The 21,722-nt window shown below is 57.8% G+C and carries 26 protein-coding genes, 1 tRNA gene and 1 riboswitch; of the genes, 13 read left to right on the top strand and 14 right to left on the bottom strand.

Features of this window, described 5'->3' with window-relative positions; translation table 11 throughout:
- Positions 1–128: 128 nt before the first annotated feature.
- The 6 genes from dxs to ACR3FC_RS09830 all read right to left on the bottom strand — a co-directional run bounded on the left by dxs (position 129) and on the right by ACR3FC_RS09830 (position 5,384).
- Entirely contained in the window at positions 129–2,057 is a 1,929-nt protein-coding gene (gene dxs / locus ACR3FC_RS09855) for a 1-deoxy-D-xylulose-5-phosphate synthase (protein WP_480474587.1), read from the bottom strand.
- A gap of 16 nt (positions 2,058–2,073) precedes the next feature.
- Complete coding sequence (locus ACR3FC_RS09850; protein WP_480474585.1) at positions 2,074–2,940, bottom strand: polyprenyl synthetase family protein; 867 nt, start codon at positions 2,938–2,940, stop codon at positions 2,074–2,076.
- Positions 2,941–3,183 (bottom strand): exodeoxyribonuclease VII small subunit, encoded by a 243-nt coding sequence (locus ACR3FC_RS09845; RefSeq protein ID WP_120634800.1) that lies wholly within the window; start codon positions 3,181–3,183, stop codon positions 2,941–2,943. It lies immediately after the preceding gene.
- The gene (locus ACR3FC_RS09840; RefSeq protein ID WP_480474583.1) at positions 3,180–4,106 is read right to left on the bottom strand and encodes a histone deacetylase family protein; all 927 of its coding nucleotides are present in this window, start codon (positions 4,104–4,106) and stop codon (positions 3,180–3,182) included. The genes ACR3FC_RS09845 and ACR3FC_RS09840 overlap by 4 nt, the downstream gene beginning before the upstream one ends.
- A gap of 67 nt (positions 4,107–4,173) precedes the next feature.
- The gene (locus ACR3FC_RS09835; RefSeq protein ID WP_480474581.1) at positions 4,174–4,875 is read right to left on the bottom strand and encodes a response regulator; all 702 of its coding nucleotides are present in this window, start codon (positions 4,873–4,875) and stop codon (positions 4,174–4,176) included.
- Positions 4,872–5,384: a MarR family winged helix-turn-helix transcriptional regulator gene (locus tag ACR3FC_RS09830; RefSeq protein WP_480474579.1), complete on the bottom strand. Its 513-nt coding sequence runs from the start codon at positions 5,382–5,384 to the stop codon at positions 4,872–4,874. The genes ACR3FC_RS09835 and ACR3FC_RS09830 overlap by 4 nt, the downstream gene beginning before the upstream one ends.
- Before the next feature lie 159 nt (positions 5,385–5,543).
- Here ACR3FC_RS09830 and ACR3FC_RS09825 point away from each other — a divergent pair, with 159 nt between their 5' ends.
- From ACR3FC_RS09825 to ACR3FC_RS09810, 4 genes are all read left to right on the top strand, one after another.
- Entirely contained in the window at positions 5,544–6,410 is an 867-nt protein-coding gene (locus ACR3FC_RS09825; RefSeq protein ID WP_480474578.1) for a branched-chain amino acid aminotransferase, read from the top strand.
- A 109-nt stretch (positions 6,411–6,519) separates the two neighbouring features.
- Positions 6,520–7,470 (top strand): AraC family transcriptional regulator, encoded by a 951-nt coding sequence (locus tag ACR3FC_RS09820; RefSeq protein WP_209598922.1) that lies wholly within the window; start codon positions 6,520–6,522, stop codon positions 7,468–7,470.
- Positions 7,471–7,581: 111 nt separating this feature from the next.
- Positions 7,582–7,947, top strand: a complete 366-nt coding sequence (locus ACR3FC_RS09815) for an SPW repeat domain-containing protein (RefSeq protein WP_480474576.1) — start codon at positions 7,582–7,584, stop codon at positions 7,945–7,947.
- Positions 7,948–8,119: 172 nt separating this feature from the next.
- Positions 8,120–8,326 (top strand): hypothetical protein, encoded by a 207-nt coding sequence (locus tag ACR3FC_RS09810; RefSeq protein WP_480474574.1) that lies wholly within the window; start codon positions 8,120–8,122, stop codon positions 8,324–8,326.
- Between the two features lie 34 nt (positions 8,327–8,360).
- Here the strand turns inward: ACR3FC_RS09810 and cobO are convergent, their stop codons facing one another.
- The 5 genes from cobO to ACR3FC_RS09785 form a co-directional block, all read right to left on the bottom strand.
- Complete coding sequence (gene cobO, locus ACR3FC_RS09805) at positions 8,361–8,960, bottom strand: cob(I)yrinic acid a,c-diamide adenosyltransferase (protein WP_480474573.1); 600 nt, start codon at positions 8,958–8,960, stop codon at positions 8,361–8,363.
- Positions 8,961–9,016: 56 nt separating this feature from the next.
- Entirely contained in the window at positions 9,017–9,952 is a 936-nt protein-coding gene (locus ACR3FC_RS09800; protein WP_480474571.1) for a DMT family transporter, read from the bottom strand.
- 45 nt (positions 9,953–9,997) lie between these two features.
- Complete coding sequence (locus tag ACR3FC_RS09795; protein ID WP_480474569.1) at positions 9,998–10,660, bottom strand: HD domain-containing protein; 663 nt, start codon at positions 10,658–10,660, stop codon at positions 9,998–10,000.
- Positions 10,644–11,744, bottom strand: coding sequence for a chorismate synthase (gene aroC, locus ACR3FC_RS09790; protein WP_480474567.1), 1,101 nt, complete (start codon positions 11,742–11,744; stop codon positions 10,644–10,646). The genes ACR3FC_RS09795 and aroC overlap by 17 nt, the downstream gene beginning before the upstream one ends.
- Positions 11,745–11,871: 127 nt before the next feature.
- Positions 11,872–12,312, bottom strand: a complete 441-nt coding sequence (locus ACR3FC_RS09785) for a 6,7-dimethyl-8-ribityllumazine synthase (RefSeq protein WP_480474565.1) — start codon at positions 12,310–12,312, stop codon at positions 11,872–11,874.
- 128 nt (positions 12,313–12,440) lie between these two features.
- Positions 12,441–12,588: riboswitch (FMN riboswitch) on the bottom strand.
- Between the two features lie 54 nt (positions 12,589–12,642).
- On the opposite strand from ACR3FC_RS09785, the gene ACR3FC_RS09780 reads away from it, so the two are divergent.
- Positions 12,643–13,254: an FMN-binding negative transcriptional regulator gene (locus ACR3FC_RS09780; RefSeq protein ID WP_480474563.1), complete on the top strand. Its 612-nt coding sequence runs from the start codon at positions 12,643–12,645 to the stop codon at positions 13,252–13,254.
- A gap of 19 nt (positions 13,255–13,273) precedes the next feature.
- Here the strand turns inward: ACR3FC_RS09780 and ACR3FC_RS09775 are convergent, their stop codons facing one another.
- Entirely contained in the window at positions 13,274–13,720 is a 447-nt protein-coding gene (locus ACR3FC_RS09775; RefSeq protein WP_480474561.1) for a c-type cytochrome, read from the bottom strand.
- A gap of 460 nt (positions 13,721–14,180) precedes the next feature.
- Here ACR3FC_RS09775 and petA point away from each other — a divergent pair, with 460 nt between their 5' ends.
- From petA to ACR3FC_RS09745, 6 genes are all read left to right on the top strand, one after another.
- Entirely contained in the window at positions 14,181–14,765 is a 585-nt protein-coding gene (petA, locus tag ACR3FC_RS09770) for a ubiquinol-cytochrome c reductase iron-sulfur subunit (RefSeq protein WP_267363183.1), read from the top strand.
- Positions 14,766–14,780: 15 nt separating this feature from the next.
- Positions 14,781–16,112 carry a cytochrome b gene (gene petB / locus ACR3FC_RS09765; protein WP_209506969.1) on the top strand — a complete coding sequence of 444 codons (1,332 nt, stop codon included), beginning with the start codon at positions 14,781–14,783 and terminating at the stop codon, positions 16,110–16,112.
- 17 nt (positions 16,113–16,129) lie between these two features.
- Positions 16,130–16,921 carry a cytochrome c1 gene (locus ACR3FC_RS09760; RefSeq protein WP_480474560.1) on the top strand — a complete coding sequence of 264 codons (792 nt, stop codon included), beginning with the start codon at positions 16,130–16,132 and terminating at the stop codon, positions 16,919–16,921.
- A 200-nt stretch (positions 16,922–17,121) separates the two neighbouring features.
- Positions 17,122–17,373, top strand: a complete 252-nt coding sequence (locus ACR3FC_RS09755; RefSeq protein ID WP_480474559.1) for a PepSY domain-containing protein — start codon at positions 17,122–17,124, stop codon at positions 17,371–17,373.
- Between the two features lie 5 nt (positions 17,374–17,378).
- Positions 17,379–17,954: a cytochrome b/b6 domain-containing protein gene (locus tag ACR3FC_RS09750; RefSeq protein ID WP_480474557.1), complete on the top strand. Its 576-nt coding sequence runs from the start codon at positions 17,379–17,381 to the stop codon at positions 17,952–17,954.
- Complete coding sequence (locus ACR3FC_RS09745) at positions 17,951–18,496, top strand: helix-turn-helix transcriptional regulator (protein ID WP_480474556.1); 546 nt, start codon at positions 17,951–17,953, stop codon at positions 18,494–18,496. The genes ACR3FC_RS09750 and ACR3FC_RS09745 overlap by 4 nt, the downstream gene beginning before the upstream one ends.
- Here ACR3FC_RS09745 and mtaB read toward each other — a convergent pair.
- Both mtaB and dapF read right to left on the bottom strand, forming a co-directional pair.
- The gene (mtaB, locus tag ACR3FC_RS09740) at positions 18,478–19,734 is read right to left on the bottom strand and encodes a tRNA (N(6)-L-threonylcarbamoyladenosine(37)-C(2))-methylthiotransferase MtaB (RefSeq protein WP_480474554.1); all 1,257 of its coding nucleotides are present in this window, start codon (positions 19,732–19,734) and stop codon (positions 18,478–18,480) included. The two genes, ACR3FC_RS09745 and mtaB, sit on opposite strands and share 19 nt — an antisense overlap.
- Complete coding sequence (gene dapF, locus ACR3FC_RS09735) at positions 19,731–20,564, bottom strand: diaminopimelate epimerase (protein ID WP_480474553.1); 834 nt, start codon at positions 20,562–20,564, stop codon at positions 19,731–19,733. Before dapF ends, mtaB begins: the two co-directional genes overlap by 4 nt.
- 220 nt (positions 20,565–20,784) lie before the next feature.
- Here dapF and ACR3FC_RS09730 point away from each other — a divergent pair.
- Positions 20,785–20,860 (top strand) — tRNA-Lys (locus tag ACR3FC_RS09730).
- A gap of 386 nt (positions 20,861–21,246) precedes the next feature.
- A complete protein-coding gene (locus ACR3FC_RS09725) occupies positions 21,247–21,693 on the top strand; it encodes a terminase small subunit (protein WP_480474552.1) in 447 nt (148 codons plus the stop codon).
- Positions 21,694–21,722 lie beyond the last annotated feature (29 nt).

The following is a 21,722-nucleotide window of genomic DNA, read 5'->3' as shown; positions in this document are numbered from 1 at the left end:
GTCATGACAAGATAAACCGCAATAAAGGGTCCTCGTGTCGCTATGTATACCCGCTTGGTTCTGGGTCGCCTATCGCCTCCTGCTTTTGGTAAGCGGCAAAACCAAAGAAGGGTAAGGCAGCACCGGTATTACGCGCGCTTTTCACTGATCGAGGTTACGCCCAGAACATCCAGCACCCTGGCTTCGATCTGCTCGGCATTCATACCCGCAACGGCATACATATCCGCAGGGCTGGCCTGATCGATGAAGATGTCGGGCAAGACCATCGAGCGGTATTTCAAGCCCCGGTCAAAAACACCCTCATCCGCCAGAAGCTGTGCTACATGGCTGCCAAATCCGCCAACAGCGCCTTCTTCGATGGTGATCAACGCCTCATGATCCGCAGCCAGATCCAGGATAAGGTCCCGATCCAGCGGCTTGGCAAAGCGGGCGTCGGCGATGGTTGGGTTGATGCCTTTGGCGGTCAGAGACTCGGCTGCTTTCTGAACTTCAGCCAGCCGCGTGCCAAAAGACAAAAGTGCGACGCGCGCGCCTTTTCGGATCATGCGGCCTTTGCCGATCTCCAGTACCTCACCGCGTTCGGGCAAGTCCACTCCAACACCTTCGCCGCGCGGATAGCGGAAGGCGATCGGCCCTTCATCATGCGCAACAGCGGTTGCCACCATGTGCATCAATTCCGCCTCATCCGCAGCGGCCATGACGACCATGCCCGGTAGATTGGCCAAATAAGCAATATCGAACGACCCGGCATGGGTGGCACCGTCAGCGCCCACCAAACCTGCGCGATCAATGGCAAACCGAACGGGCAAGCGCTGAATTGCGACGTCATGCACAACCTGGTCGTACCCCCGCTGCAAAAAGGTCGAATACATGGCGCAGAATGGTTTCATCCCCCCTGCCGCCAGCGCCGCTGAGAAGGTCACGCCGTGCTGCTCGGCAATCGCAACATCGAAACAGCGCGACGGGTACCGTTCGGCAAACAGGCCCAACCCGGTGCCATCGGGCATCGCGGCAGTCACTGCGACGATCTTGTCATCGTGCGTGGCCGCATCCACCAGAGCCTTGCCAAAGACAGACGTGTAAGAAGGCGCGTTTGACGGAGCCTTTTTCTGCTCACCCGTGACCACATCGAATTTGGCAGTCGCGTGGCCTTTGTCGCGGGCCTGTTCGGCTGGTGCGTACCCTTTGCCCTTCTTGGTCAAGACGTGGATCAGGATCGGCCCGGTTGCCCGCGCCTTGACGGTGCGCAGAACCGGCAGCAGCTGATCCAGGTCATGCCCATCAATGGGCCCGAGATAGGAAAACCCAAGCTCTTCAAACAGGGTTCCGCCCACGGCCATACCCTTGAGCATTTCCTTGGCGCGCTTGGCCCCTTCGCGGAACGGTTCGGGCAACAGTGAAACAGCGCCCTTGGCGGCCGCCTTCAGATCGTGGAATGGTGCCTCGGCGTAGATTCGGGACAAATAGCTGGACAAGGCACCTACCGGGGGAGCGATGCTCATCTCATTGTCATTCAGAATGACGATCAGGCGTTTCTTCAGGTGACCTGCGTTATTCATCGCCTCAAAGGCCATGCCTGCGGACATCGATCCATCACCGATCACGGCAATCGCGTCGCCCAACCCTTCCGGAGTCACACCGCCCAGATCACGCGCAACGGCAAAACCCAAAGCGGCGCTGATGGACGTACTGGAATGCGCGGCGCCAAACGGGTCATAGGGGCTTTCGCTGCGCTTGGTGAAACCGCTCAGGCCGTCTTTCATACGCAACGTGCGAATGCGGTCGCGCCGTTCGGTCAGGATTTTATGCGGATAGCACTGATGGCCAACATCCCAGATAATCTTATCGCGCGGCGTGTCGAAAACTGCGTGCAGCGCGGTCGTCAGTTCCACAACGCCCAGACCCGCGCCCAGATGCCCCCCGGTGACAGAAACCGCCGAAATCGTCTCGGCCCGCAATTCCTGCGCAACCTGATGCAGTTGCGCGTCCGAGAACCGCTTGAGATCAGCGGGGCGGTTCACAAGGTCCAGCAGGGGCGTTTTGGGGCGGTCAGACATTTGGCGCGTTCCTGGCTTAGCTGTCCCGGGCAATAACGAAGCGAGCGGCTTCCTTCAAGGTTTCTGCCGTCGGGCCATACCCGTCCAGTGCGGCACAGGCCTGATCAACAAGTTCACTGGCGCGGGTTCTGGCAGCATCCAAACCCAGAAGCGATACGAAAGTAGCCTTTCCCGCATCCGCATCTTTCTGAAGACGTTTGCCTGCCTTTGTCGCATCACCTTCAACATCAAGGATGTCGTCTGCAATCTGAAAAGCAAGACCAAGGGCCCGGGCATATTGGCGCAAGGGCTCTGGATCCGCTTTCGCCAGACGCGCACCCGCACAGGCGGACCATTCGATTAAAGCGCCCGTTTTGCCGCCCTGAAGCCGTGTTATCGCATTCAGCGTCAGAGGCTCAGAAGCGGTTTCCGCCGCGATATCAAGCGCCTGCCCCAAAACCATACCTTGCGCACCGCTTGCCCCGGCCAGTGTCAGTGCCAGATCAGCGCGAACGTCTCCACCTCCAACCTCGGGCCGGGTGCACAGCTCAAAGGCCAGTGTCTGCAGCGCGTCCCCGGCAAGTACAGCCGTGCCTTCGCCCCATTTCACGTGAACCGTGGGACGTCCGCGCCGCAGGTCGTCGTCATCCATGCAGGGCAGATCGTCGTGAACCAGAGAATAGGCGTGCAGGGCCTCGATCGCGGTCGCGGGCCAGATCGCGCGGGACTCGTCGATTTGGTGCAGACGCGCACTTTCCAGAACCAGAAACCCGCGCAGCCGTTTACCGCCCCGGGTGGCGTAGGCCATTGCCCGTGTCACATCCAGATCGTCCAGCGCGCCCATTATCAGGTCAAAATGATCCTGAAGGCGCGCCGCGTCCTGCGCCAGTCTTTCCTGAAACATTTACTGACCTTCGACAGGTGTTGTCCCGGTCGGTTGGCCATTCGCGTCCAGAGTGATCGCGGCCACTTTTTCCTCGGCCCGCTTCAACTCGTCCTCGCAACGCTTTTTCAAAGCGGCCCCGCGTTCATACAGCGCAATCGACTGATCCAGCGCCACATCGCCGCGTTCAAGCTGGCCAACCACGGCCTCAAGCTCTTTCATGGCCTGCTCGAATGTCATCTGCTCAACTGGGGTATCGGTCATCGTGCTGCCTTCATCAGTTCTTCCACATGGGCGCGTGCCGCCTCGGCCAGTGCGTTCAGATCATACCCGCCCTCCAGAGTCGAGACGATACGGCCCTGACATACCTCATCGGCTATCCCGCACAGCTCTGCCGTGATCCAAGCGAAATCGCCAGTCGACCAGTTCAGATTGGCCAGAGGGTCGTCCTGATGCGCATCGAACCCGGCCGAGATGATGATCAGTTCCGGCCGGAATGCCCGCAGGCGCGGAAAGGCCTGCGTTTCATAGGCGGATCGCATCTCAGCCCCGCCGGTGCCCGGGGCAAGCGGGATGTTCAGAACGTTATCGTAAGCGCCTGTCTCGTCCGGGCGGCCCGATCCTGGCCATAACGGCATCTGCTGGCTCGTGATTACCAGGGCCCGATCTTCATCCCACAGCAGGTCCTGCGTGCCGTTGCCATGATGAACGTCGAAATCGACCACTGCGACCCGCTTCAGCCCGTGGTAATCCAGCGCATGTTTCGCAGCCAGCGCCGCATTGCCAAACAGGCAGAACCCCATAGCTTTCTCGGCTTCGGCGTGGTGCCCCGGTGGGCGAATGGCACAAAAGGCGTTCGGCGCCTCACCGCCCAAAACCAGATCAACGGCCCGTACCGCCGCACCAGCCGCACGATAGGCCGCATCCACGGAACCCGGTGACATGAAGGTGTCCCCGTCGATTTGCGCAAACCCGTCAGTAGGGCGTGACGATCTGATGTCTCGGATATGGCTTTCGGGATGAACACGCAGCAAATCATCGTCTGCCGCCAGTGGAGCGGTCACGCGCTTCAGGTCAAGTCCTTCAAGCGCGTGCAGGATATGCTCCAGCCGCGCCACCTGTTCCGGATGACCTTGCGGTGTGACATGTCCAAGGCAATCGGCATGTGTCAAAAGGGCGGTTTTCATCGGGATCCCATCTTCATCTGGCTAAAATATCCTCGCCGAAGGCTTAAATCGCCGCACAGCGGCTCATTCAATCGGGCGCCAGCATATAGCCCGCGCCCCGGACTGTCTGCAGATACCGGGGCTGTTTCGGGTCCTGTTCGATCTTCCGGCGCAGGCGGGTGATCTGCACGTCCACCGCACGTTCCTGTGCCTGTCCTTTATCCCGGCCCAGATCTTCCACCAGTTTTGCGCGGCTGATTGGCTCACCAGGTTGGGCCGAAAAGATTTTCATCAGCTGGCTTTCGGTCGCGGTCAGGCGGACTGGCCTTTCGCCCTGCCACATTTCACCGCGTTCAATGTCATACCGGATGGGGCCGAGATGCAGGATCTTCGCCGCTGTTTCCTCGGCCGGGGTTTCCGGCATCCGGCGCAGAATCGCATTGATCCGCAGTAGCAGCTCTTTCGGCTCGAAAGGTTTGGCGAGATAATCATCCGCCCCGGCTTCAAGCCCTGCAATCCGATGCTCGGTCTCGCCCTTGGCGGTTAGTAACAGGATCGGCGTCGTATGAGTGTCACGCAGCGACCTGGTCAGACTGACGCCATCTTCGCCCGGCATCATCACATCCATGACGATCATGTCGAAATCCAACCCCGACAAAACCCGCCGCGCATGGGCCGCATCCCGTGCCGCCGTCACCAGAAACCCGTTTCGCATCAGGAATTTCTTGAGTAGATCGCGAATGCGTTCGTCATCATCAACAATCAGCAAATGTGCATCTATTTCGCTCATGATGTCGTATCCCGCAATTTCGTATAGGCATGACGCATATCAGCATCCATCATTGCTTCAAGCACTTTGCGAAACCCGGCCACGGCCTCCGGACCGGCATCCTTGAAGGCCGCGCGCATTCTTGTTCGTTGCGCATCTGACAACGTGGCCTCCAACGTTTCGCCCTTTTCCGTCAGAAATAGATGCCGTTCGCGTTTGTCCACGGTTCCGACCCGGCTTTCCACCAGACCATCCTCGATCAACGTCCGAAGGACCCTGTTCAGAGACTGTTTTGTAACCCCGAGGATCGCCAGCAAGTTGTTCACCGTGGTGCCCGGAGCGCGATTGATAAAATGGATCGCGCGGTGATGGGCGCGGCCATAGGCCATTTCGGACAGGATACGATCGGGATCCGCGGTAAAGCCGCGATAGGCGAAGAACATGGCCTCGATCCCCTGCCGCAATTGTTCATCCGTCAAAAACAACAGGCTTTCGCCCCCATATCGCGGGGCCGGGCGGATTTCGGACATATCATGCCTCATTCGTTACTCGGGTTCGACTTTATGTCAGCGTTATTGACATTCCAAGGGCAGAGCGGTATCGAATCGCAGTTTTTGCGCAACATTGTGTCCGCATCGGACCTAAGTAGCGCAACAATCGGAAATTCAACCCGGTTCAGGAGGTTTCGCATGGCAGGGTATGATGATCGTGACGGTGTCATCTGGATGGATGGCAAGCTGGTGCCCTGGCGCGATGCCAATGTGCATATTCTGACCCACGCGATGCACTATGCCTCATCCGTGTTCGAGGGGGAACGCGCTTATAGCGGCAAGATCTTCAAAAGCCGCGAACATTCCGAACGTCTTATCGCCAGCGCCGAGGCACTGGACATGCCGATGCCTTATTCTGTCGATCAGATTGAAGCAGCCAAGGAAGAGACCCTGAAAGCCAGTGGCCTTCAGGATGCCTATGTCCGCGCATTGGTCTGGCGCGGGTCTGGCGAAGACATGGGCGTGGCGTCGGCCCGCAACCCGGTACGGATGGCCGTCGCGGTCTGGCCTTGGGGTGCCTACTATGGCGACGCCAAGATGCAGGGCGCAAAACTGGACATCGCCGAATGGAAACGCCCCAGCCCGGAAACCATCCCGGTTCACGCCAAGGCTGCGGGCCTTTACATGATCTGCACCATTTCCAAGCACAAGGCCGAAGCCAAGGGATGCTCGGACGCGCTGTTCATGGACTGGCGTGGTTACGTGGCCGAAGCAACAGGTGCCAACGTGTTCTTCGTCAAGGATGGAGAGGTTCACACCCCGCTGGCGGATTGCTTCTTGAACGGCATTACCCGCCAGACCGTCATTCAGATGCTGAAGGATAAAGGCATCACTGTGCATGAGCGGCGCATCAAGCCCGAAGAAATGGCTGATTTCGAACAGTGCTGGCTGACCGGAACCGCGGCCGAGGTCACTCCGGTCGGGCAAATCGGCGATTACACTTTCGAAGTCGGCGACCTGACCCGCGAAATCGCAGAAGATTACGAAAAGCTGGTCCGCTCGTAATAACTTGCAAAACCCCGCTTCGGCGGGGTTTTTGTTGCAGATCGTGCAAATTGTCGTGCAAAGCGTTCCGTGATCTGGACGATCGGATCAGTTCCCGTATTTTCAACACATGTTGGATCTACTCAGCGATATTCTCACCCGCCTGTCCCTGCGTGGCACGTTCTACTTCCGCACGTCGTTCACACCACCATTTGGTATTCAGGTGCCGGAATTCGAAAACGTCGCGCGGTTTCATTTTGTTCAACGGGGTGAGCTCAAGGTCCATGTCTCATCCACCGGGGAAACGTTGCGGTTGCGGCAGGGGGACCTGATCCTGATCCCTCATGGGGCGCCACATGCGTTGTTGTGTGCCGAGGTCAGGCCACTGGATGCGCTTCCTCTGGAACAGGTTCTTGAGATTGCCGGCTACAAGGGCGATGGCGTTCTTGTCTATGGCGGTGCAGACGAGGACCGGGACACACAACTGATCTGCGGTCATTTTTCATTCACCGGCCCAGCAGGACGAAAAGGCACCGGGCATATGCTGATCGACCGCCTGCCGCCCTACATCCTGATCGAGAATTATGGCGAAGAGGCCGGATCGTGGATGGAATCGACCCTGCGCATGATTGGATCCGAAGTGTCCGGGGCCCGTATTGGCGGCGATCTGATTGCCCTGAAGCTGTCCGAAGTTCTGTTTGCGCAGGCGATCCGAACCTACCTGGAACGGCAAAGCCCTCAGGACACCGCCCTTGCGGGCTTTGCGGATACACGCATCTCACGCGCATTGACGGCGTTCCACCAAGCGCCAGCGCAAGACTGGAGTGTTGCGACACTGGCGCGTGAATCCGGCATGTCGCGCACGGCCTTTTCTCAGTTGTTTGCCCAGAAGATGGGCACGACGCCGATGCAATACCTCACCGACTGGCGCATGCAGATTGCGTGCCATGGCCTTACAGAGGCACGATGGAACGTCGCAGATGCAGCAGCCGAAGTTGGATATGCCTCTGAGGCCGCGTTTTCCCGCGTTTTCAAGAAGCAGGTCGGCTTGTCACCAGCCGCATATAGGTCCATGCACTAAAACGCCGAATATTCTGTACGATCTGCAAGATTTTTGAAACGATCAAGAATTCAGCGTTCGGGTCAGGCTTTCTATCTTTCTTTCATCACTGATTGAAAAGAGGAAAATCTTATGTCCCTGCGTTTCGTTACCCGCACTGTCCACGCGTATCTGGACTACCCGGTTGCCATTGCCCTGATGACACTGCCATTCCTGCTGGGATTGGGTCAGTCCAACCCGCTGGCGCTGTGGCTTTCGGTTGTCACTGGCGTCGCCGCCTTTGTCCTGACGGTTCTGACCGACCATCATTTGGGAATTTGGCGCGTTCTACCCTACAAATTTCACTTGGCCGTGGACCTTATTGTCGGCATCACCTTTCTGTTTGCACCTAGTGTACTGGGGTTTTCAGGATTGGATGCGGCGTTCTACTGGCTGAACGGTGCGGCCGTGGTTCTCGTCATCTCGCTCAGCGCGCCCGAGCAGGAAGTCGCTGCCTGAGCGCTGTGCCTCTGCATTGGCAACTTTGTCCAAATACTGCCAAAAAAGCTGAGCTGCCTGTTTTAGAAATTGGCGGCTCAGAGCAGAGAAGTGTATCGACCGGTCGGGTGAATTTACTTGAAAAAGCTGACTGAATTCATCAGATTTATCCCAGTGCGGGGTGAGGTCACAGATGACAGACACGCTTGACGAAATCATGGCCCGACATGATGCGCTAGTTGCGTGCGGGTGCAACTGTTGCGAAGGCGACTATTGTGCCTATGCTGATCGCCAGAACCGGGACACCGCAACCGCAGAAGAAGCCCGGGCACAAGGCACCGTCCGTCAACGCAAGTCGTTGCGATATATCTTTGAAACTGTGCTAAGCGGCAGAGGATAACTGCGCAGCAATACGGGCTGCGCTATTGCAAGGTTCAGAAATCCACCCCGCGCTGGGCCTTGATTCCCGCCTGGAACGGATGCTTTTCTTCGGTCATCTCGGTGACCAGATCTGCATAATCACGCAGCGCCTGCGGTGCGTCGCGGCCTGTCAGGAACACACTCGTCTTGTCCGAACGCGCGTTCAGCCCGTCTATCACCTGCTCGACCGAGAGATATTCATAGCGAAGCGCGATGTTGATCTCGTCCAGAACCACCAGATCGTATTCGCCACTTGCCATAAGGGCGCAAGCCTTGTCGAAGGCGGCATTGGCAGCTGCAATGTCGCGCTCGCGGTCTTGTGTATCCCAGGTAAACCCCTCGCCCATCGTGTGCCAGGTGACCAGATCACGTTCTTCGAAGAAACGGCGCTCGCCGGTTTTCCACTTGCCCTTGATGAACTGCACCACGGCGACCTTCTGACCCCAACCAAGCGCGCGGATAACAACGCCAAAGGCCGCAGATGACTTGCCTTTGCCCTTGCCGGTATTGATCAGAACAAGGCCGCGTTCGGGGTCGACGGCCTCGGACACTTTCTTGCGGTGCTGGGCCTGCACCTTTTGCATCTTTTCCTTGTGATCCTGCGCGTCGCTCATTGGGGAACCTCATTGATTGTCCGGCCCAACCTAGGGAAAGAATGCAAAAGGTAAAGTCACGCTTTGGGGTCTGTGACAGAACGCGCCTTGCCACGCTCAAGCCCCAGCTGGTGTTCGCGCCAGATCACAACAACATTGCCTGCGATCACCAATGCGGCCCCGATCAGGATCGCAACGGTAGGCAATTCATCAAACACGAAATAACCTATCACAATCGCAAAGAGCATTGTTGCATAGTCATAAGGTGCCAGCATCGATGCCTGTCCAAAGCGATACGAGGACGTGACCAAAATCTGCGCAACTCCGCCAATTAACCCCATGGTGATCAGTATTAGAGCCTGAGTCAGAGTTGGCATTGTCCATCCCCAGATCGCCGTCAGGGCCGAAAGCAACGTCGCGGTCAGCGAGAAATAGAACACGATTGCAGCAGGGTGATCGACCTTGACCAGTTGGCGGATGTGGATCTGCACAAAGGCCCGGGCAAAAGTCGCGCCCAGTACGCACAGAGCTCCGATAGTTGCAGCCGTTTCCATCTGAGTGCTGCCAAGCCTGGGCCAGATCATGATCATCACGCCCAGCAGCCCAAGTGCCACGGCACCGATGCGAATCATGCGGATGCGCTCGCCCAGCATCACTGCGGCCAAAATCAGGGTGAAAATCGGGGTGGCATAACCGATTGCGGTAACTTCGGGCAGAGGCAACAGGCTAAGGCCAGTGAATGTCAACCCCATGGCGCTGGTCCCCAGAACACCGCGCCAGAAATGACCCATGGGTTTCTTGACGACAAAGCCTTGCGCCAGCTCTCGGCGCGCGATCAGCCACAGAATGATGACCGGAATAGCAAATAGGGACCGGAAGAACACCAATTGGCCCGGTGGGAATTCGTCAGATAAGGCTTTGACTAAGGCTGACATCGACGTGAACAGGAACAGCGCGCCAAGCTTCAGCGCCACAGCCAGCAAAGGTCGATGCGATGTTAAGGGTTTTGTCATCGGCGCGACCCTGCGCCTTTGTAGAAAAAAGATCAACGGGGTGGATCAGGTGATGGTCCACGAGTTCGGTATCGATGCGCCGATTTCCGCTGCAAAAGCCTCAAGGAACTGAAACATCCGGCCTGCCCTTGCTTGCGCGATCTGCTTGCCTGCATCCGTCAGCATGTCGTCCGGCAGGGTCAACAGCTTAACCTTCCAGTGATCAATCGAATACCGCAGATCGTCCAGCGGGCGCGCCTCTGCGAATGGATCAGCCGGATCATAGAGAACACGCCCCAAAGCACCCGATACAGAAAATGTGCGCGCAATCCCGATGGCACCCAAGGCATCAAGGCGATCCGCATCGCGCAGAATCCGGGCCTCCAGCGTTTCAGGTGGGATGTTGGCCGAGAAGCTATGGGCCGCTATCGCATGTTGTGCGGCCTGAACCTGATCGTAGGAAAAGCCCAGTTTTGTCAGAATAGGCCCTGATTCAGCCGCTGACTGACGTGAGGCAAACTGTCGGTTCGGGTCATTCTTGGGTAGGTTGACCAGATCATGAAGATAACAGGCTGCCAACAGGACGGGGATGTCCGCCCGAGCGTCTGCAATGGCCTGAGCATTGGTCCAAACACGATCCAGATGGGCCAGGTCATGGGCCGGATCAGTTTCCATGCGTTGCGCGACAACGGCACGCAAACGCGCGCGCAGATCAGCCGATCCGTCCACGGTTTTCTCCGATCTGACCACGGTGCAGCAGTAGGTGGTCCAGGATGACACAAGCCATCATCGCCTCACCGACAGGGACAGCGCGGATGCCAACACAGGGGTCATGACGACCCTTTGTGATGATCTCGGTCTCTTCACCGGATTTTGTAATGGTCTTGCGGGTGGTCAGGATCGAAGAGGTCGGCTTGACCGCAAAGCGCACGACAATGTCCTGCCCGGTCGAGATGCCGCCCAGAATCCCGCCTGCGTGGTTTGAACTGTATTGCGGGCCATCCTGACCCATGAAGATTTCGTCGGCATTGGCTTCACCAGTCAGTTCGGCGGCAGCCATGCCTTCGCCGATCTCGACGCCTTTGACAGCGTTGATCGACATCATCGCGGCCGCAAGATCAGTGTCCAACTTGGCGTATATCGGCGCCCCAAGCCCTGCCGGGACACCGCGTGCCACAACCTCGACCACGGCACCGACCGAGTTGCCGGATTTGCGCAGATCATCCAGATAGATGGCCCAATCCCCGGCCGCCTGTTCATCAGGCGTCCAGAACGGGTTCTGTTCAATCTGCGCCCAGTCGAATTTGGAGCGGTCGATCTTGTGCGGACCGATCTGGGTCATGTAGCCGGTGATCTGCACATTGGGCGCAATCTGTTTGATGGCCTCGCGCGCCAGTCCACCCGCGGCCACACGCGACGCGGTTTCCCGGGCTGAACTGCGCCCACCCCCGCGATAATCGCGGATGCCGTATTTCTGCCAGTAGGTGATATCGGCATGGCCCGGACGGAACTTGTCCATGATGTCGCCGTAGTCTTTCGAGCGCTGATCGGTGTTTTCGATCATCAGTTGCACGGGCGTGCCTGTAGTTTGGCCTTCGAACACGCCAGAAAGGATCTTGACCTGATCCGGTTCGCGCCGCTGCGTTGTGAACTTGTTTTGCCCCGGTTTGCGCTTGTCTAGCCAATGCTGGATCATCGCCTCGTCAATCGCAACGCCCGGCGGGCAACCGTCGACAGTAGCGCCCAAGGCGGGCCCATGGCTTTCACCCCAGGTGGTGACGCGGAAAAGATGGCCAAAGCTGTTCATCGACATGGGGCGTGCTCCTTTGCGGATCGTGATTAGCGGGCAAGGCCCCCGGCCTCAAGCGGATTTGGCCGTTGATGGTTTGAACGCCGCCCGTCGGGCGGCGCATTTTTGAGTATTTTCGAAAAGATGAAGATCAGGCGGCCTGCGCGATTTTCGCACGGAGTTCCGAGATCATCAGCGCGGCCTGAGCCGCTTCGCGCCCTTTTTGTACGAAATGGTCGCGATAGATAGAATTGTGATGATCGGTTTCCTGATATTGGTGCGGGGTCAGCGAGACCGACAAGACAGGAACCCCTGTATCAAGCCCGGCGCGCATCAGGCCATCGACCACGGCCTGCGCAACGAAGTCGTGCCTGTAGATGCCGCCATCAACGACAAAGGCAGCGCAGGCGACGGCGGCATATCGCCCGGTCCGGGCCAGATCACGGGCCAGCAGGGGCATCTCGAACGCGCCGGGAACGTCGTAGACATCGACTTGTTCCGAGGGGACGAGTTCGAGGAAGCCGTCGAGCGAGCGGTCAACAATATCGGAATGCCAGTTGGCTTTGACAAAAGCATAGCGGGTGTGTGTCATCATGATCTCCTTTCAGTTTGGTGGCCTGCCGGCAGTCGCGAGAACCAGATCCCATTTCGCTGCCAGCCCGGCATGACACGTCACCCAAGGCGATCACGAGCAGGCGCGCCGGTTCACCGGCGCGGCTTGCACGTTCTCTTTCATCCGGACTGTAACCGTCGGCTCTGGCCTCTCACCAGATCTGCTGACACCCCGAAAGCCGGGGCCGCTCGCGGGCTTGCGGGCCGTGGCCCGCATACCGCCGGTGGGGAATTCCGCCCCGCCCTGAGAACGAGGCGGACCTTGCCAAGAACTGCCCGACGCTGCAAGAGAATTGACAGGAGGACATTCATGCACCCTAACCCCGCTTTTCGCGCCGAGGATCGAGCCCGGCATGTTGAATTCGCCCGCGACCGGGCGTTCGGCGTTCTGGCACTCTCTGCCGAAGAGGCCCCGCTATTAAGCCACGTCCCGTTTCTGCTGTCCGAAGACGGTTCACTGGCTGACCTGCATCTTGTGCGCTCGAACCCCATTGTACGAGCGCTGCGCGAGCCGCAGCACGCGAAGATCGCGGTGCAGGGGCCGGATGCTTATATTTCGCCGGATTGGTACGGTGTCGAAGATCAGGTTCCGACTTGGAATTATGTCGCCGTGCACCTGATCGGAAAACTTGAGCTGCGCCCGCAGGACGAGTTACGTGACGTGCTTGACCGCCAATCGGCGTTTTACGAAAAGCGGCTGCTGCCCAAGGCCCCATGGGTCACGGGAAAAATGTCCTCTGACGCGCTGAACAAGATGACGCGCATGATCGTACCGTGCCGCATGCGTGTTGAAGATATTCAGGGCACCTGGAAGCTTGGTCAGAACAAACCCGAGGGTGCGCGAAATGCTGCTGCTGATCAGGTATCCACTGGCTTTGGCAGTGAAATCGCCCGGCTGGCCGCCTTGATGCACAAGGCGTAGCCAGCACCGGGCGCCGGGTTTACTGGGGGCTGAAAGTCGCCAGATAGGCGGCAATATCGTCCGCACCGCTCTTGAGTTTGACGCTCATGTTCGGACGGGCAGTTTCGTCATCCAGAAATTCCTTGATGAAGCCGATAGGATCCTGCGCATAGGCAACGATGTTTTCCTCGGTCCAGACCAGACCTTCCTCGCCGGCACGGATCATGTCGTCCGTGAACATACCAATCGGCAGGCGCTCGCTTCCATAGCGATAATCGTTTTCGGACCCGGCCACGCGGCCGATGACGCCGTACAGATTCGGGCCGGTGATTCCACCTTTGACCAGAACTTCACCATCCTTGATGATCGCATGACACGAAGAACAACGGTTATATATCGCCTCACCTTTTGCGGGATCGCCCGCGGCAAGGGTCTGAGTGGGAAGGGCCATTGTGCACAAGGCAGCGGCCAGAACGATCTTTGACATTGGGGTCTCCTTGCGGGAGTTCGCACGCCTTTTGCGCTGTCCTTTATTCGCGCGGAAAGTGCAACAGGTGGGGCGCGTGCAATTTATAATTTAAATCATCTATTTAGCGAGTATGTTTTTGCTGAAAACAATCCCCGTTTCGAAGTCTTGATTATGTACTTTGGGGCGCAAATCAGCGGTCCACGAGACAGGCTCCAGATACCTGATCCAGGTGACGGAAGACAGGGTGGGTAAGCGAATCAATGGCGCATGAATCGAAGTTGCCAACAAAGTCGCACGCGAGATTCACCAAAAAACACCGTCCGCAGCTGCTGGAAACGACACATGCGGCGTATTGCGCGTTTATGAACGCTGGACGAACACTATTCTCCCCGATAGTAAGCGCGGTTAAGACACCGCATTCGTGCGGTGCGCGAGCTATTTGCCCGTCCGCGGGCGCCAGACAATCGGAGATAACCTCGTGTCCCACGCAGAAGACCACGAAGGCACCCGCAGAGATTTCCTGTACTACGTCGCTGGCGGCGCAGGTGTCGTTGCAACGGGTGCAGCCGTATGGCCCCTGATCAACCAAATGAACCCATCGGCAGACGTTCAGGCGTTGTCCTCGATCCGTGTGGATGTGAGCGGTGTTGAGCCGGGTACGCAGCTGACCGTCAAATGGTTGGGAAAACCCGTCTTTGTCCGTCACCGCACCGGTGCAGAGATCCAGGAAGCTCAGAAACAGGACGCCGAAGGTGTTGATGCGCTGCCCGATCCGCTGGCCCGCAACTTTAACCTGAGCGCCGATGCCCCTGCGACCGACGCAAACCGGGTGATGCCGTCGCCGGAAGGCGAAGCGCCGGGTGCATGGGTCGTCCAGATGGGTGTTTGTACCCACCTCGGTTGTGTGCCTCTGGGTGATGCAGGCGACTTTGGTGGCTGGTTCTGCCCCTGCCACGGTTCACACTACGACCTTGCCGGTCGTATCCGCAAAGGCCCCGCGCCTGAGAACTTGCCCATTCCGCCCGCAGAGTGGGTGGACAACGGCACAATCAAACTCGGCTAAGGGAGACCCAAACTTATGTCCGGAATTCCCCACGATCATTACGAGCCGAAGACAAACGGCGAGAAATGGCTGAACAGCCGCCTGCCTATTGTTGGCCTGCTGTATGACACCCTCATGATCCCAACCCCCAAGAACCTGAACTGGTGGTGGATCTGGGGCATCGTTCTGGCGTTCTGCCTGGCGCTGCAAATTGTCACCGGTATCATTCTGGTGATGCACTATACGCCGCATGTTGATCTGGCGTTTGCCAGCATCGAACACATCATGCGTAACGTAAATGGCGGTTACTTCATCCGTTACCTGCACATGAACGGCGCATCGCTGTTCTTTGTTGCGGTCTACATCCACATCTTCCGCGGCTTGTTCTATGGCTCATACAAAGCCCCGCGCGAGATCACGTGGATCGTCGGTATGCTGATCTACCTGATGATGATGGGCACGGCCTTTATGGGCTATGTTCTGCCATGGGGTCAGATGTCTTTCTGGGGTGCGACTGTGATCACCGGCCTGTTTGGCGCCATTCCGTTTGTGGGCGATGCCATCCAGACCTGGCTGCTGGGCGGACCTGCGGTGGACAACGCCACGCTGAACCGCTTCTTCTCGCTGCACTATTTGCTGCCGTTCATCATCGCGGCTCTGGTCGTGGTGCACATCTGGGCGTTCCACACTACCGGCAACAACAACCCCACAGGTGTTGAAGTGCGTCGCGGCTCGAAAGACGAGGCGAAGAAAGACACGCTGCCGTTCTGGCCGTATTTCGTGATCAAGGACCTGTTCGCGCTGGCCGTGATCCTGGTCGTGTTCTGGGCTGTTGTCGGTTTCATGCCGAACTATCTGGGTCACCCGGACAACTATATCGAAGCCAACCCGCTGGTTACGCCTGCTCACATCGTGCCTGAATGGTACTTCCTGCCGTTCTACGCGATCCTGCGTGCCTTTACCGGTGAGGTCTGGGTTGTACAGTTCGCGAGCTTCATCACCGGTGGCATCGTTGACGCCAAGTTCTTTGGTGTTCTGGCGATGTTTGGTGCGATCCTGGCCATGGCGCTGGCGCCTTGGCTGGACACGTCGAGCGTGCGTTCGGGCAAGTACCGTCCGATGTTGAAATGGTGGTTCTACCTGCTGATTATCGACTTCTTTGCCCTGATGTGGCTGGGTGCGATGCCTGCGGAAGAACCCTATGCGACCTTCTCGCTGATCGCATCGGCCTACTGGTTCGCCTATTTCTTCGTGATCCTGCCGATCCTCGGCGTGATCGAAAAACCTCTGGCCCAGCCCGAGACCATCGAAGAAGACTTCAACGCGCATTATGGCAAGGCTGACGCCGACGCCACGCCGGCCGAGTAAGAAGAGGGACCGGAAACATGTTCAAGAAACTTGCAATCGGCGCCGCGTTTGCTCTGGCCCTGACCCCTGCTGCTTCCATTGCAGCAGGCGGTGGTGAGCAGCATATCGAAGATTTCGCCTTCTCGTTCGAAGGCCCGTTCGGCACCTGGGACCAGCATCAGCTGCAACGTGGCCTGCAGATCTATACCGAGGTCTGCGCGGCTTGCCACGGTCTGCAATATGTGCCGCTGCGCGATCTGAAAGCGCTGGGTTACTCGGAAGAAGAAGTCATCGCATACGCGGCTGGCAACTTCGAAGTCTTCGACCCCGAGCTGGACGATTTCCGTCCGGCGATTCCCACCGACCACTTCCCGGCCAATACCGGCGTCGGCGCACCTGACCTGAGCCTGATGGCCAAGGCCCGTGCCGGATTCCATGGGCCTTATGGCCTGGGCATCAACCAGCTGGTCAAAGGCATGGGTGGACCGGAATACATCGCGTCTTTGCTGCATGGCTACACCGGCCACGAAAAAGAAGAGGCGGGTGCGGTGCTCTATGAAAACACTGCCTTCCCCGGCGGCTGGATTTCGATGGCGCCTCCGCTGGCTGATGAGCAGGTCGAGTTCGCAGACGGGCACTCGAACACGGTCGAGCATATGGCCGAGGACGTTGCCGCATTCCTGATGTGGGCAGCCGAGCCAAAGCTGACAGACCGCAAGAACGCAGGCTTTGTCGGTGTGATCTTCCTGACCGTTCTGTCGGTGCTGCTGTACCTGGTCAACAAGCGTCTATGGGCGCCGCACAAGGGCAAACTCCGCAAGGAAGATTGATCCGATCCGTCCTACCGGATTTTACTAAATCAGCCCCCCGCGCCGTCAGGTTGCGGGGGTTTTCTTTTGCCAAGCCGCCATCAGCGCGCGCTTATTTGGTCGAAATAAGCGCCGGGTCAATGGATTGGACAGCTTCACAGGCGCACATCAGCCACAACGGCTGATCAATTGCCGTTTGTCTGAAACACGGAGTCACGACAATGAAACTTCCTATTCTTTTTGCCTCAATTCTATTTGCAACGCCGGTATTGGCGCTGGATCTTGCACCCAATGCGGAACTTGGAAAATCCGAGGCCGAAATTCGGCAAACGCTGACGGGCATGGGATTCGATGTCCGCAAAATCGAGGCGGAAGACGGCAAGATCGAAGCCTATGTCGTCAAGGATGGTAAACTGGCCGAGGTTTACGTCGACCCCGCAAGCGGCAAAGTCGTCAAGATTGAGGATCAGTAACCAGAATGTCCGAAACAGAATTGATGCATCGTGGGCGCACAGGCGCCCACGAAGTTCAGGTCTGGGATCCTTTGGTCCGGCTGGTTCACTGGGTCGTAGCCTTGTGCGTTCTGATCAATGCGGCGATATCCAATCCCGAGGGCGCGTTCCACGAATATGTGGGCTATGTCGTGCTGGCTTTGGTCTTGTTGCGGTTGCTTTGGGGGTTAACGGGTCCGGCTTTTGCCAGGTTTGCAGCCTTCCCTTTCAGCCCCCGTTCGGCACTCAACCACCTGCGCGACATGGGGCGGGGTGACCAAAGCGTGCACCTTTCACACAACCCTCTGGGGGCCCTTATGGTCTATAACCTCTGGGCGACACTGCTGGCTTTGTGTGTGACAGGGTTCATGATGGGGACGGTTCGGTTCTTTGGCATCGAATGGGTCGAAGATCTGCACGAACTGGCCTTCAACTGGCTGATGCTGTCTGTTCTGCTGCATGTTGCCGGGGTTGTCATTGATCAGCGGCGAACAGGTGTCGCTTTGGCAAAAGCTATGATAACAGGGCGGAAGAATATACCTGAGGACTGGTCAACCAAATGATCAAATGGATCAGCAGCCATTGGCGGCCCGGCGATGCAGACGCTCACCGGGCTGTACTTATGTCGATAATGATCGTTGTTCAGGTACTTTGCGTGGTGTTTTACCTTGGCGACGTTGCTCTGGATTTGAAGGAAGGCGAGGGGCCTTCTCATGTAAGTCTTGAGGCTTTTGTCGCATTTGTTCTGCTTGCCGGAGTTGTTTTTTTCATGATTGAACTTCGACGCCTGCTGGCAAGGGTGGAACAGACCAAGCTTGGCCTACAGGCCGCGCAGGGTGAAATGAGCGTCGTCATCAACACGTTCTTCGACCGTTGGGGACTTACCACCGCCGAGCGTGACGTGGGTCTATTGGTTCTGAAAGGGCTGGATAACGAAAACATCGCGCGCATCCGGGGGCGGGCCGTAGGAACCGTGCGCGCGCAGACCACCTCGATCTATGCCAAAGCCGGGGTTGACGGGCGTGCGCAGCTGATAAGCGTATTCATGGAAGAATTGCTTGTCGCAGATGGCGAGGCTGCGGACCTTCAGACAACCAAACTGTGATCATTCGCCCCAATGGCTCGGGCGGTTACGATCTGACCTTCGGGCTGAGGTGCATTGAACGTAACTTCGGTGAATTGTTCCGTCCGCCCCATATGCGGGTTCTCCATCAGGATTAGGTGGGTTTTGCCGATCTGTTCTGACAGGTGTTTCCTGACCTGAACGTCCCCAGCCGCACGCAGACGGGCGGCGCGATCCTTGATTACATTTCCGTTCACCTGTTGCGGGATGCGAGCCGCTGGAGTGCCTTCGCGTTTCGAATATGGGAAAACATGCAGCCAGGTCAGATCGCAATCGGTAACCAGTTTCAGCGAGTTCTCGAAATGCGCTTCGGTCTCGGTCGGGAAACCTGCGATGATGTCGGCACCAAAGGTCATGTCGGGGCGCAGTTTCCGGGCCTCTTCAGTAAATCGAATGGCATCGTCGCGCAGGTGGCGGCGTTTCATGCGCTTCAGGATCAGATCGTCGCCATGCTGAAGCGACAGGTGCAGATGCGGCATCAGGCGTTGTTCGGTTGCGATGGCCTGCATCAGATTCTCGTCCACTTCGATCGAGTCGATCGAACTGATCCTCAGGCGAGCCAAGTCCGGCACCAGTTTTAGAATACGCATCACCAGATCGCCCGGTTTCGGCTGCGCAGGCAGATCGGCCCCCCATGAGGTCAGGTCAACGCCGGTTAGCACCACCTCATGATAGCCCCGATCCACCAGCCGCTTGATCTGATCCACCACAACACCGGCAGGCACGCTGCGCGAATTGCCCCGGCCATAGGGAATGATGCAGAAGGTGCAGCGATGGTCACACCCGTTCTGGACCTGCACATAAGCGCGTGAGCGTGTGCCGAACCCGTCGATCAGGTGCCCGGCCGTTTCGGTGACAGACATGATGTCATCGACCTGAACGGCCTCGGTCTCGCCGATAAAGTCGGCGGCCATGCCTTTCCAGGTTTCTGGCCGCATCTTTTCCGTGTTGCCGATCACCGCATCGACCTCGGCCATCTGCGCGAAGGTGTCGGGTTCTGTCTGGGCAGCGCACCCGGTAACAATCAGCCGGGCGTTCGGATTTTCACGTCGAAGTTTCCGGATCTCCTGCCGTGCCTTGCGCACAGCCTCAGCCGTGACGGCACAGGTGTTTATCACCACGGCATCCGTCAGTCCGGCTTGTTGCGACAGCTCTTTCATCGCCTCGGTTTCATAGGCGTTCAGGCGGCAACCCAATGTAGCGAATTTGGGCGGGTTCATCCCAGTGTCCCTAGAAACTCGGGCGACAACGTGCCCGAGAAGACGTGGCAGGTTGGCCCGGTCATCCAGACGCCATCCTCGCGCCAGTCAACCCAAAGGGTTCCGCCATCAAGATCAATCTGCACCTTTCGCCCCGCCAACCCTCGCCGCGCCGCAGCCACAGCAGTTGCACAGGATGACGACCCTGATGCAAGGGTGATGCCCACGCCACGTTCCCACACCCGCATGCGGATATGATCCGGACCCACGACCTGAGCCACCTGCACATTGGTGCGCTCGGGAAACAAAGGATGGTGTTCATAGCGGGCGCCGAACTCGGCCAGCGGAATCGCCGCGGCGTTTTCAACAAAGAACGTGCAGTGCGGATTACCCATACCTGTCGCTGTCGGGGCGCCCTCGATTGGCAGTTCCAGCGTGTCCATCTCTTCAGCCAACGGAATTTCGTGCCATTCCAACTGAGGAAGACCCATATTGACCGAGGTCAGCCCATCACCTGCGTCCTGCGCAACAAGCGTTCCACGTTCGGTTGTCAACGACAGTTGGGTTTTGCCCGTCTCATCCATCAACATTCGCGCGATGCATCTTGTGGCGTTGCCACACGCCGCCGAAGTTGATCCATCCGAATTGTAGAACACCAGATGCGCGTCAGCCGCACCGTTTTCGATTACGGCCAGCTGATCGAATCCCACACCAAAATGCCGATGTCCGATTCCTCGGGCCAGTGCCGGGGTAATCAGAGCATCCTGCGCACGCGCATCAACAATGACGAAGTCATTGCCCAACCCGTGCATCTTAACAAATGGCAAACTGATATCGCGTTTCTGTTGCATGGCGGCGATATAACGTCGGTCGGAACATGAATCCACCCTGTCGCGTAGAATCGTGAAAAAAGGGGTTGACCCCCCTGCGCCACCTGCCTAATTAGGCCGCCTATCGGGTCGCTGGAAACACAGGTTGTTTCAGCGAAACGAGGCGCAAAATAAGGGCTTGAACCCGGTTGGGAAATTGCCGTAAAGAGCGCCACGGATCGAGAAGATCCAACAAAAGAGTGGGCCGTTAGCTCAGTTGGTAGAGCAACTGACTTTTAATCAGTGGGTCGCAGGTTCGAATCCTGCACGGCTCACCACTTTTTTCAATATAAAACAGAATATTATGGAATGCGCATCATTACTTTGTAGGTAGGCGCGTCCGGTTTTCACGGACTATTCACGGACGACATTGATGCAACAGGTCAACATCAATTTGCCTGTTGCGTTCTCTCGCATCAGGCGGAACGGTTTGAACCTCCATGGAATGCTCAGAGCGGACTAGAACCTTCCAGTGTGGGGGGGGCGGGGCGCACCCCGCCTGAAGGAGTCCCGCTGATAAATGCACCTCCCCAGCCATCCGACCGAGCGAAGACGGTTTCTCAAATTTGCCATCGTAGTATTGGCCCACACACGCCTTAGAAGGACGATTGTGCGTCCTATTTAGGCTAGGCTTAGCCTGTACTGACTGTAAGGAAAACGCGGGATGGCAGCAGCCGACTGGGCCAAAAGAGCGAGGTTCGCCGTAGCCTATGCTGAGTGTGGTAACGCCACTCAGGCGGCATTGCACGCAGGGGTCCCCAAACCTTCGGCGCACAGCATGGGCTATAGGTGGCTGCGTGATCCGCAAGTCACGGAGATGGTGCGCGACGCCATGAATGACCGTTTGAAGGCATTGGGACCTGCCGCGTTGGGGGTGGTTCAGGAGGTACTAATGAGCCCCACAGTCAGCCCTCAGCTACGCTTGCAGGCCGCACGGGACGTGCTGGACCGGCTCGGGTGGGTGCCACCCAAACGCCCCGAACCAGTCACCAACTCTGGGCCACGTGATCTGATCGAATGTTCATTGGAGGAGTTGGAGACGATGGTGTCCGGAAGCCCATATGTGCGGCTGGACAATGAATCTCTGATGAAACTGTCAGGTCAGGCGTGACGAGGGATGCTGTCTCAAGCCCATCTGTT

This window comes from Ruegeria sp. AF3, from assembly GCF_056536285.1.
The sequence above is the reverse complement of the archived record's forward strand: the minus strand, read 5'-3'. Positions and strand labels throughout refer to the sequence as shown.

Coding starts and splice junctions, on each gene's coding strand:
- ACR3FC_RS09815 (WP_480474576.1), top strand. CDS start 7,582: ATGTCCCTGCGTTTCGTTACCCGCACTGTCCACGCGTATCTGGACTAC.
- ACR3FC_RS09830 (WP_480474579.1), bottom strand. CDS start 5,384: ATGTCCGAAATCCGCCCGGCCCCGCGATATGGGGGCGAAAGCCTGTTG.
- cobO (WP_480474573.1), bottom strand. CDS start 8,960: ATGAGCGACGCGCAGGATCACAAGGAAAAGATGCAAAAGGTGCAGGCC.
- ACR3FC_RS09845 (WP_120634800.1), bottom strand. CDS start 3,183: ATGACCGATACCCCAGTTGAGCAGATGACATTCGAGCAGGCCATGAAA.
- ACR3FC_RS09775 (WP_480474561.1), bottom strand. CDS start 13,720: ATGTCAAAGATCGTTCTGGCCGCTGCCTTGTGCACAATGGCCCTTCCC.
- ACR3FC_RS09755 (WP_480474559.1), top strand. CDS start 17,122: ATGAAACTTCCTATTCTTTTTGCCTCAATTCTATTTGCAACGCCGGTA.
- ACR3FC_RS09835 (WP_480474581.1), bottom strand. CDS start 4,875: ATGAGCGAAATAGATGCACATTTGCTGATTGTTGATGATGACGAACGC.
- dxs (WP_480474587.1), bottom strand. CDS start 2,057: ATGTCTGACCGCCCCAAAACGCCCCTGCTGGACCTTGTGAACCGCCCC.
- ACR3FC_RS09820 (WP_209598922.1), top strand. CDS start 6,520: ATGTTGGATCTACTCAGCGATATTCTCACCCGCCTGTCCCTGCGTGGC.
- ACR3FC_RS09760 (WP_480474560.1), top strand. CDS start 16,130: ATGTTCAAGAAACTTGCAATCGGCGCCGCGTTTGCTCTGGCCCTGACC.
- ACR3FC_RS09800 (WP_480474571.1), bottom strand. CDS start 9,952: ATGACAAAACCCTTAACATCGCATCGACCTTTGCTGGCTGTGGCGCTG.
- ACR3FC_RS09840 (WP_480474583.1), bottom strand. CDS start 4,106: ATGAAAACCGCCCTTTTGACACATGCCGATTGCCTTGGACATGTCACA.
- ACR3FC_RS09810 (WP_480474574.1), top strand. CDS start 8,120: ATGACAGACACGCTTGACGAAATCATGGCCCGACATGATGCGCTAGTT.
- ACR3FC_RS09785 (WP_480474565.1), bottom strand. CDS start 12,312: ATGACACACACCCGCTATGCTTTTGTCAAAGCCAACTGGCATTCCGAT.
- ACR3FC_RS09780 (WP_480474563.1), top strand. CDS start 12,643: ATGCACCCTAACCCCGCTTTTCGCGCCGAGGATCGAGCCCGGCATGTT.
- petB (WP_209506969.1), top strand. CDS start 14,781: ATGTCCGGAATTCCCCACGATCATTACGAGCCGAAGACAAACGGCGAG.
- ACR3FC_RS09825 (WP_480474578.1), top strand. CDS start 5,544: ATGGCAGGGTATGATGATCGTGACGGTGTCATCTGGATGGATGGCAAG.
- dapF (WP_480474553.1), bottom strand. CDS start 20,564: ATGCAACAGAAACGCGATATCAGTTTGCCATTTGTTAAGATGCACGGG.
- ACR3FC_RS09750 (WP_480474557.1), top strand. CDS start 17,379: ATGTCCGAAACAGAATTGATGCATCGTGGGCGCACAGGCGCCCACGAA.
- ACR3FC_RS09745 (WP_480474556.1), top strand. CDS start 17,951: ATGATCAAATGGATCAGCAGCCATTGGCGGCCCGGCGATGCAGACGCT.
- aroC (WP_480474567.1), bottom strand. CDS start 11,744: ATGTCGATGAACAGCTTTGGCCATCTTTTCCGCGTCACCACCTGGGGT.
- ACR3FC_RS09850 (WP_480474585.1), bottom strand. CDS start 2,940: ATGTTTCAGGAAAGACTGGCGCAGGACGCGGCGCGCCTTCAGGATCAT.
- ACR3FC_RS09725 (WP_480474552.1), top strand. CDS start 21,247: ATGGCAGCAGCCGACTGGGCCAAAAGAGCGAGGTTCGCCGTAGCCTAT.
- mtaB (WP_480474554.1), bottom strand. CDS start 19,734: ATGAACCCGCCCAAATTCGCTACATTGGGTTGCCGCCTGAACGCCTAT.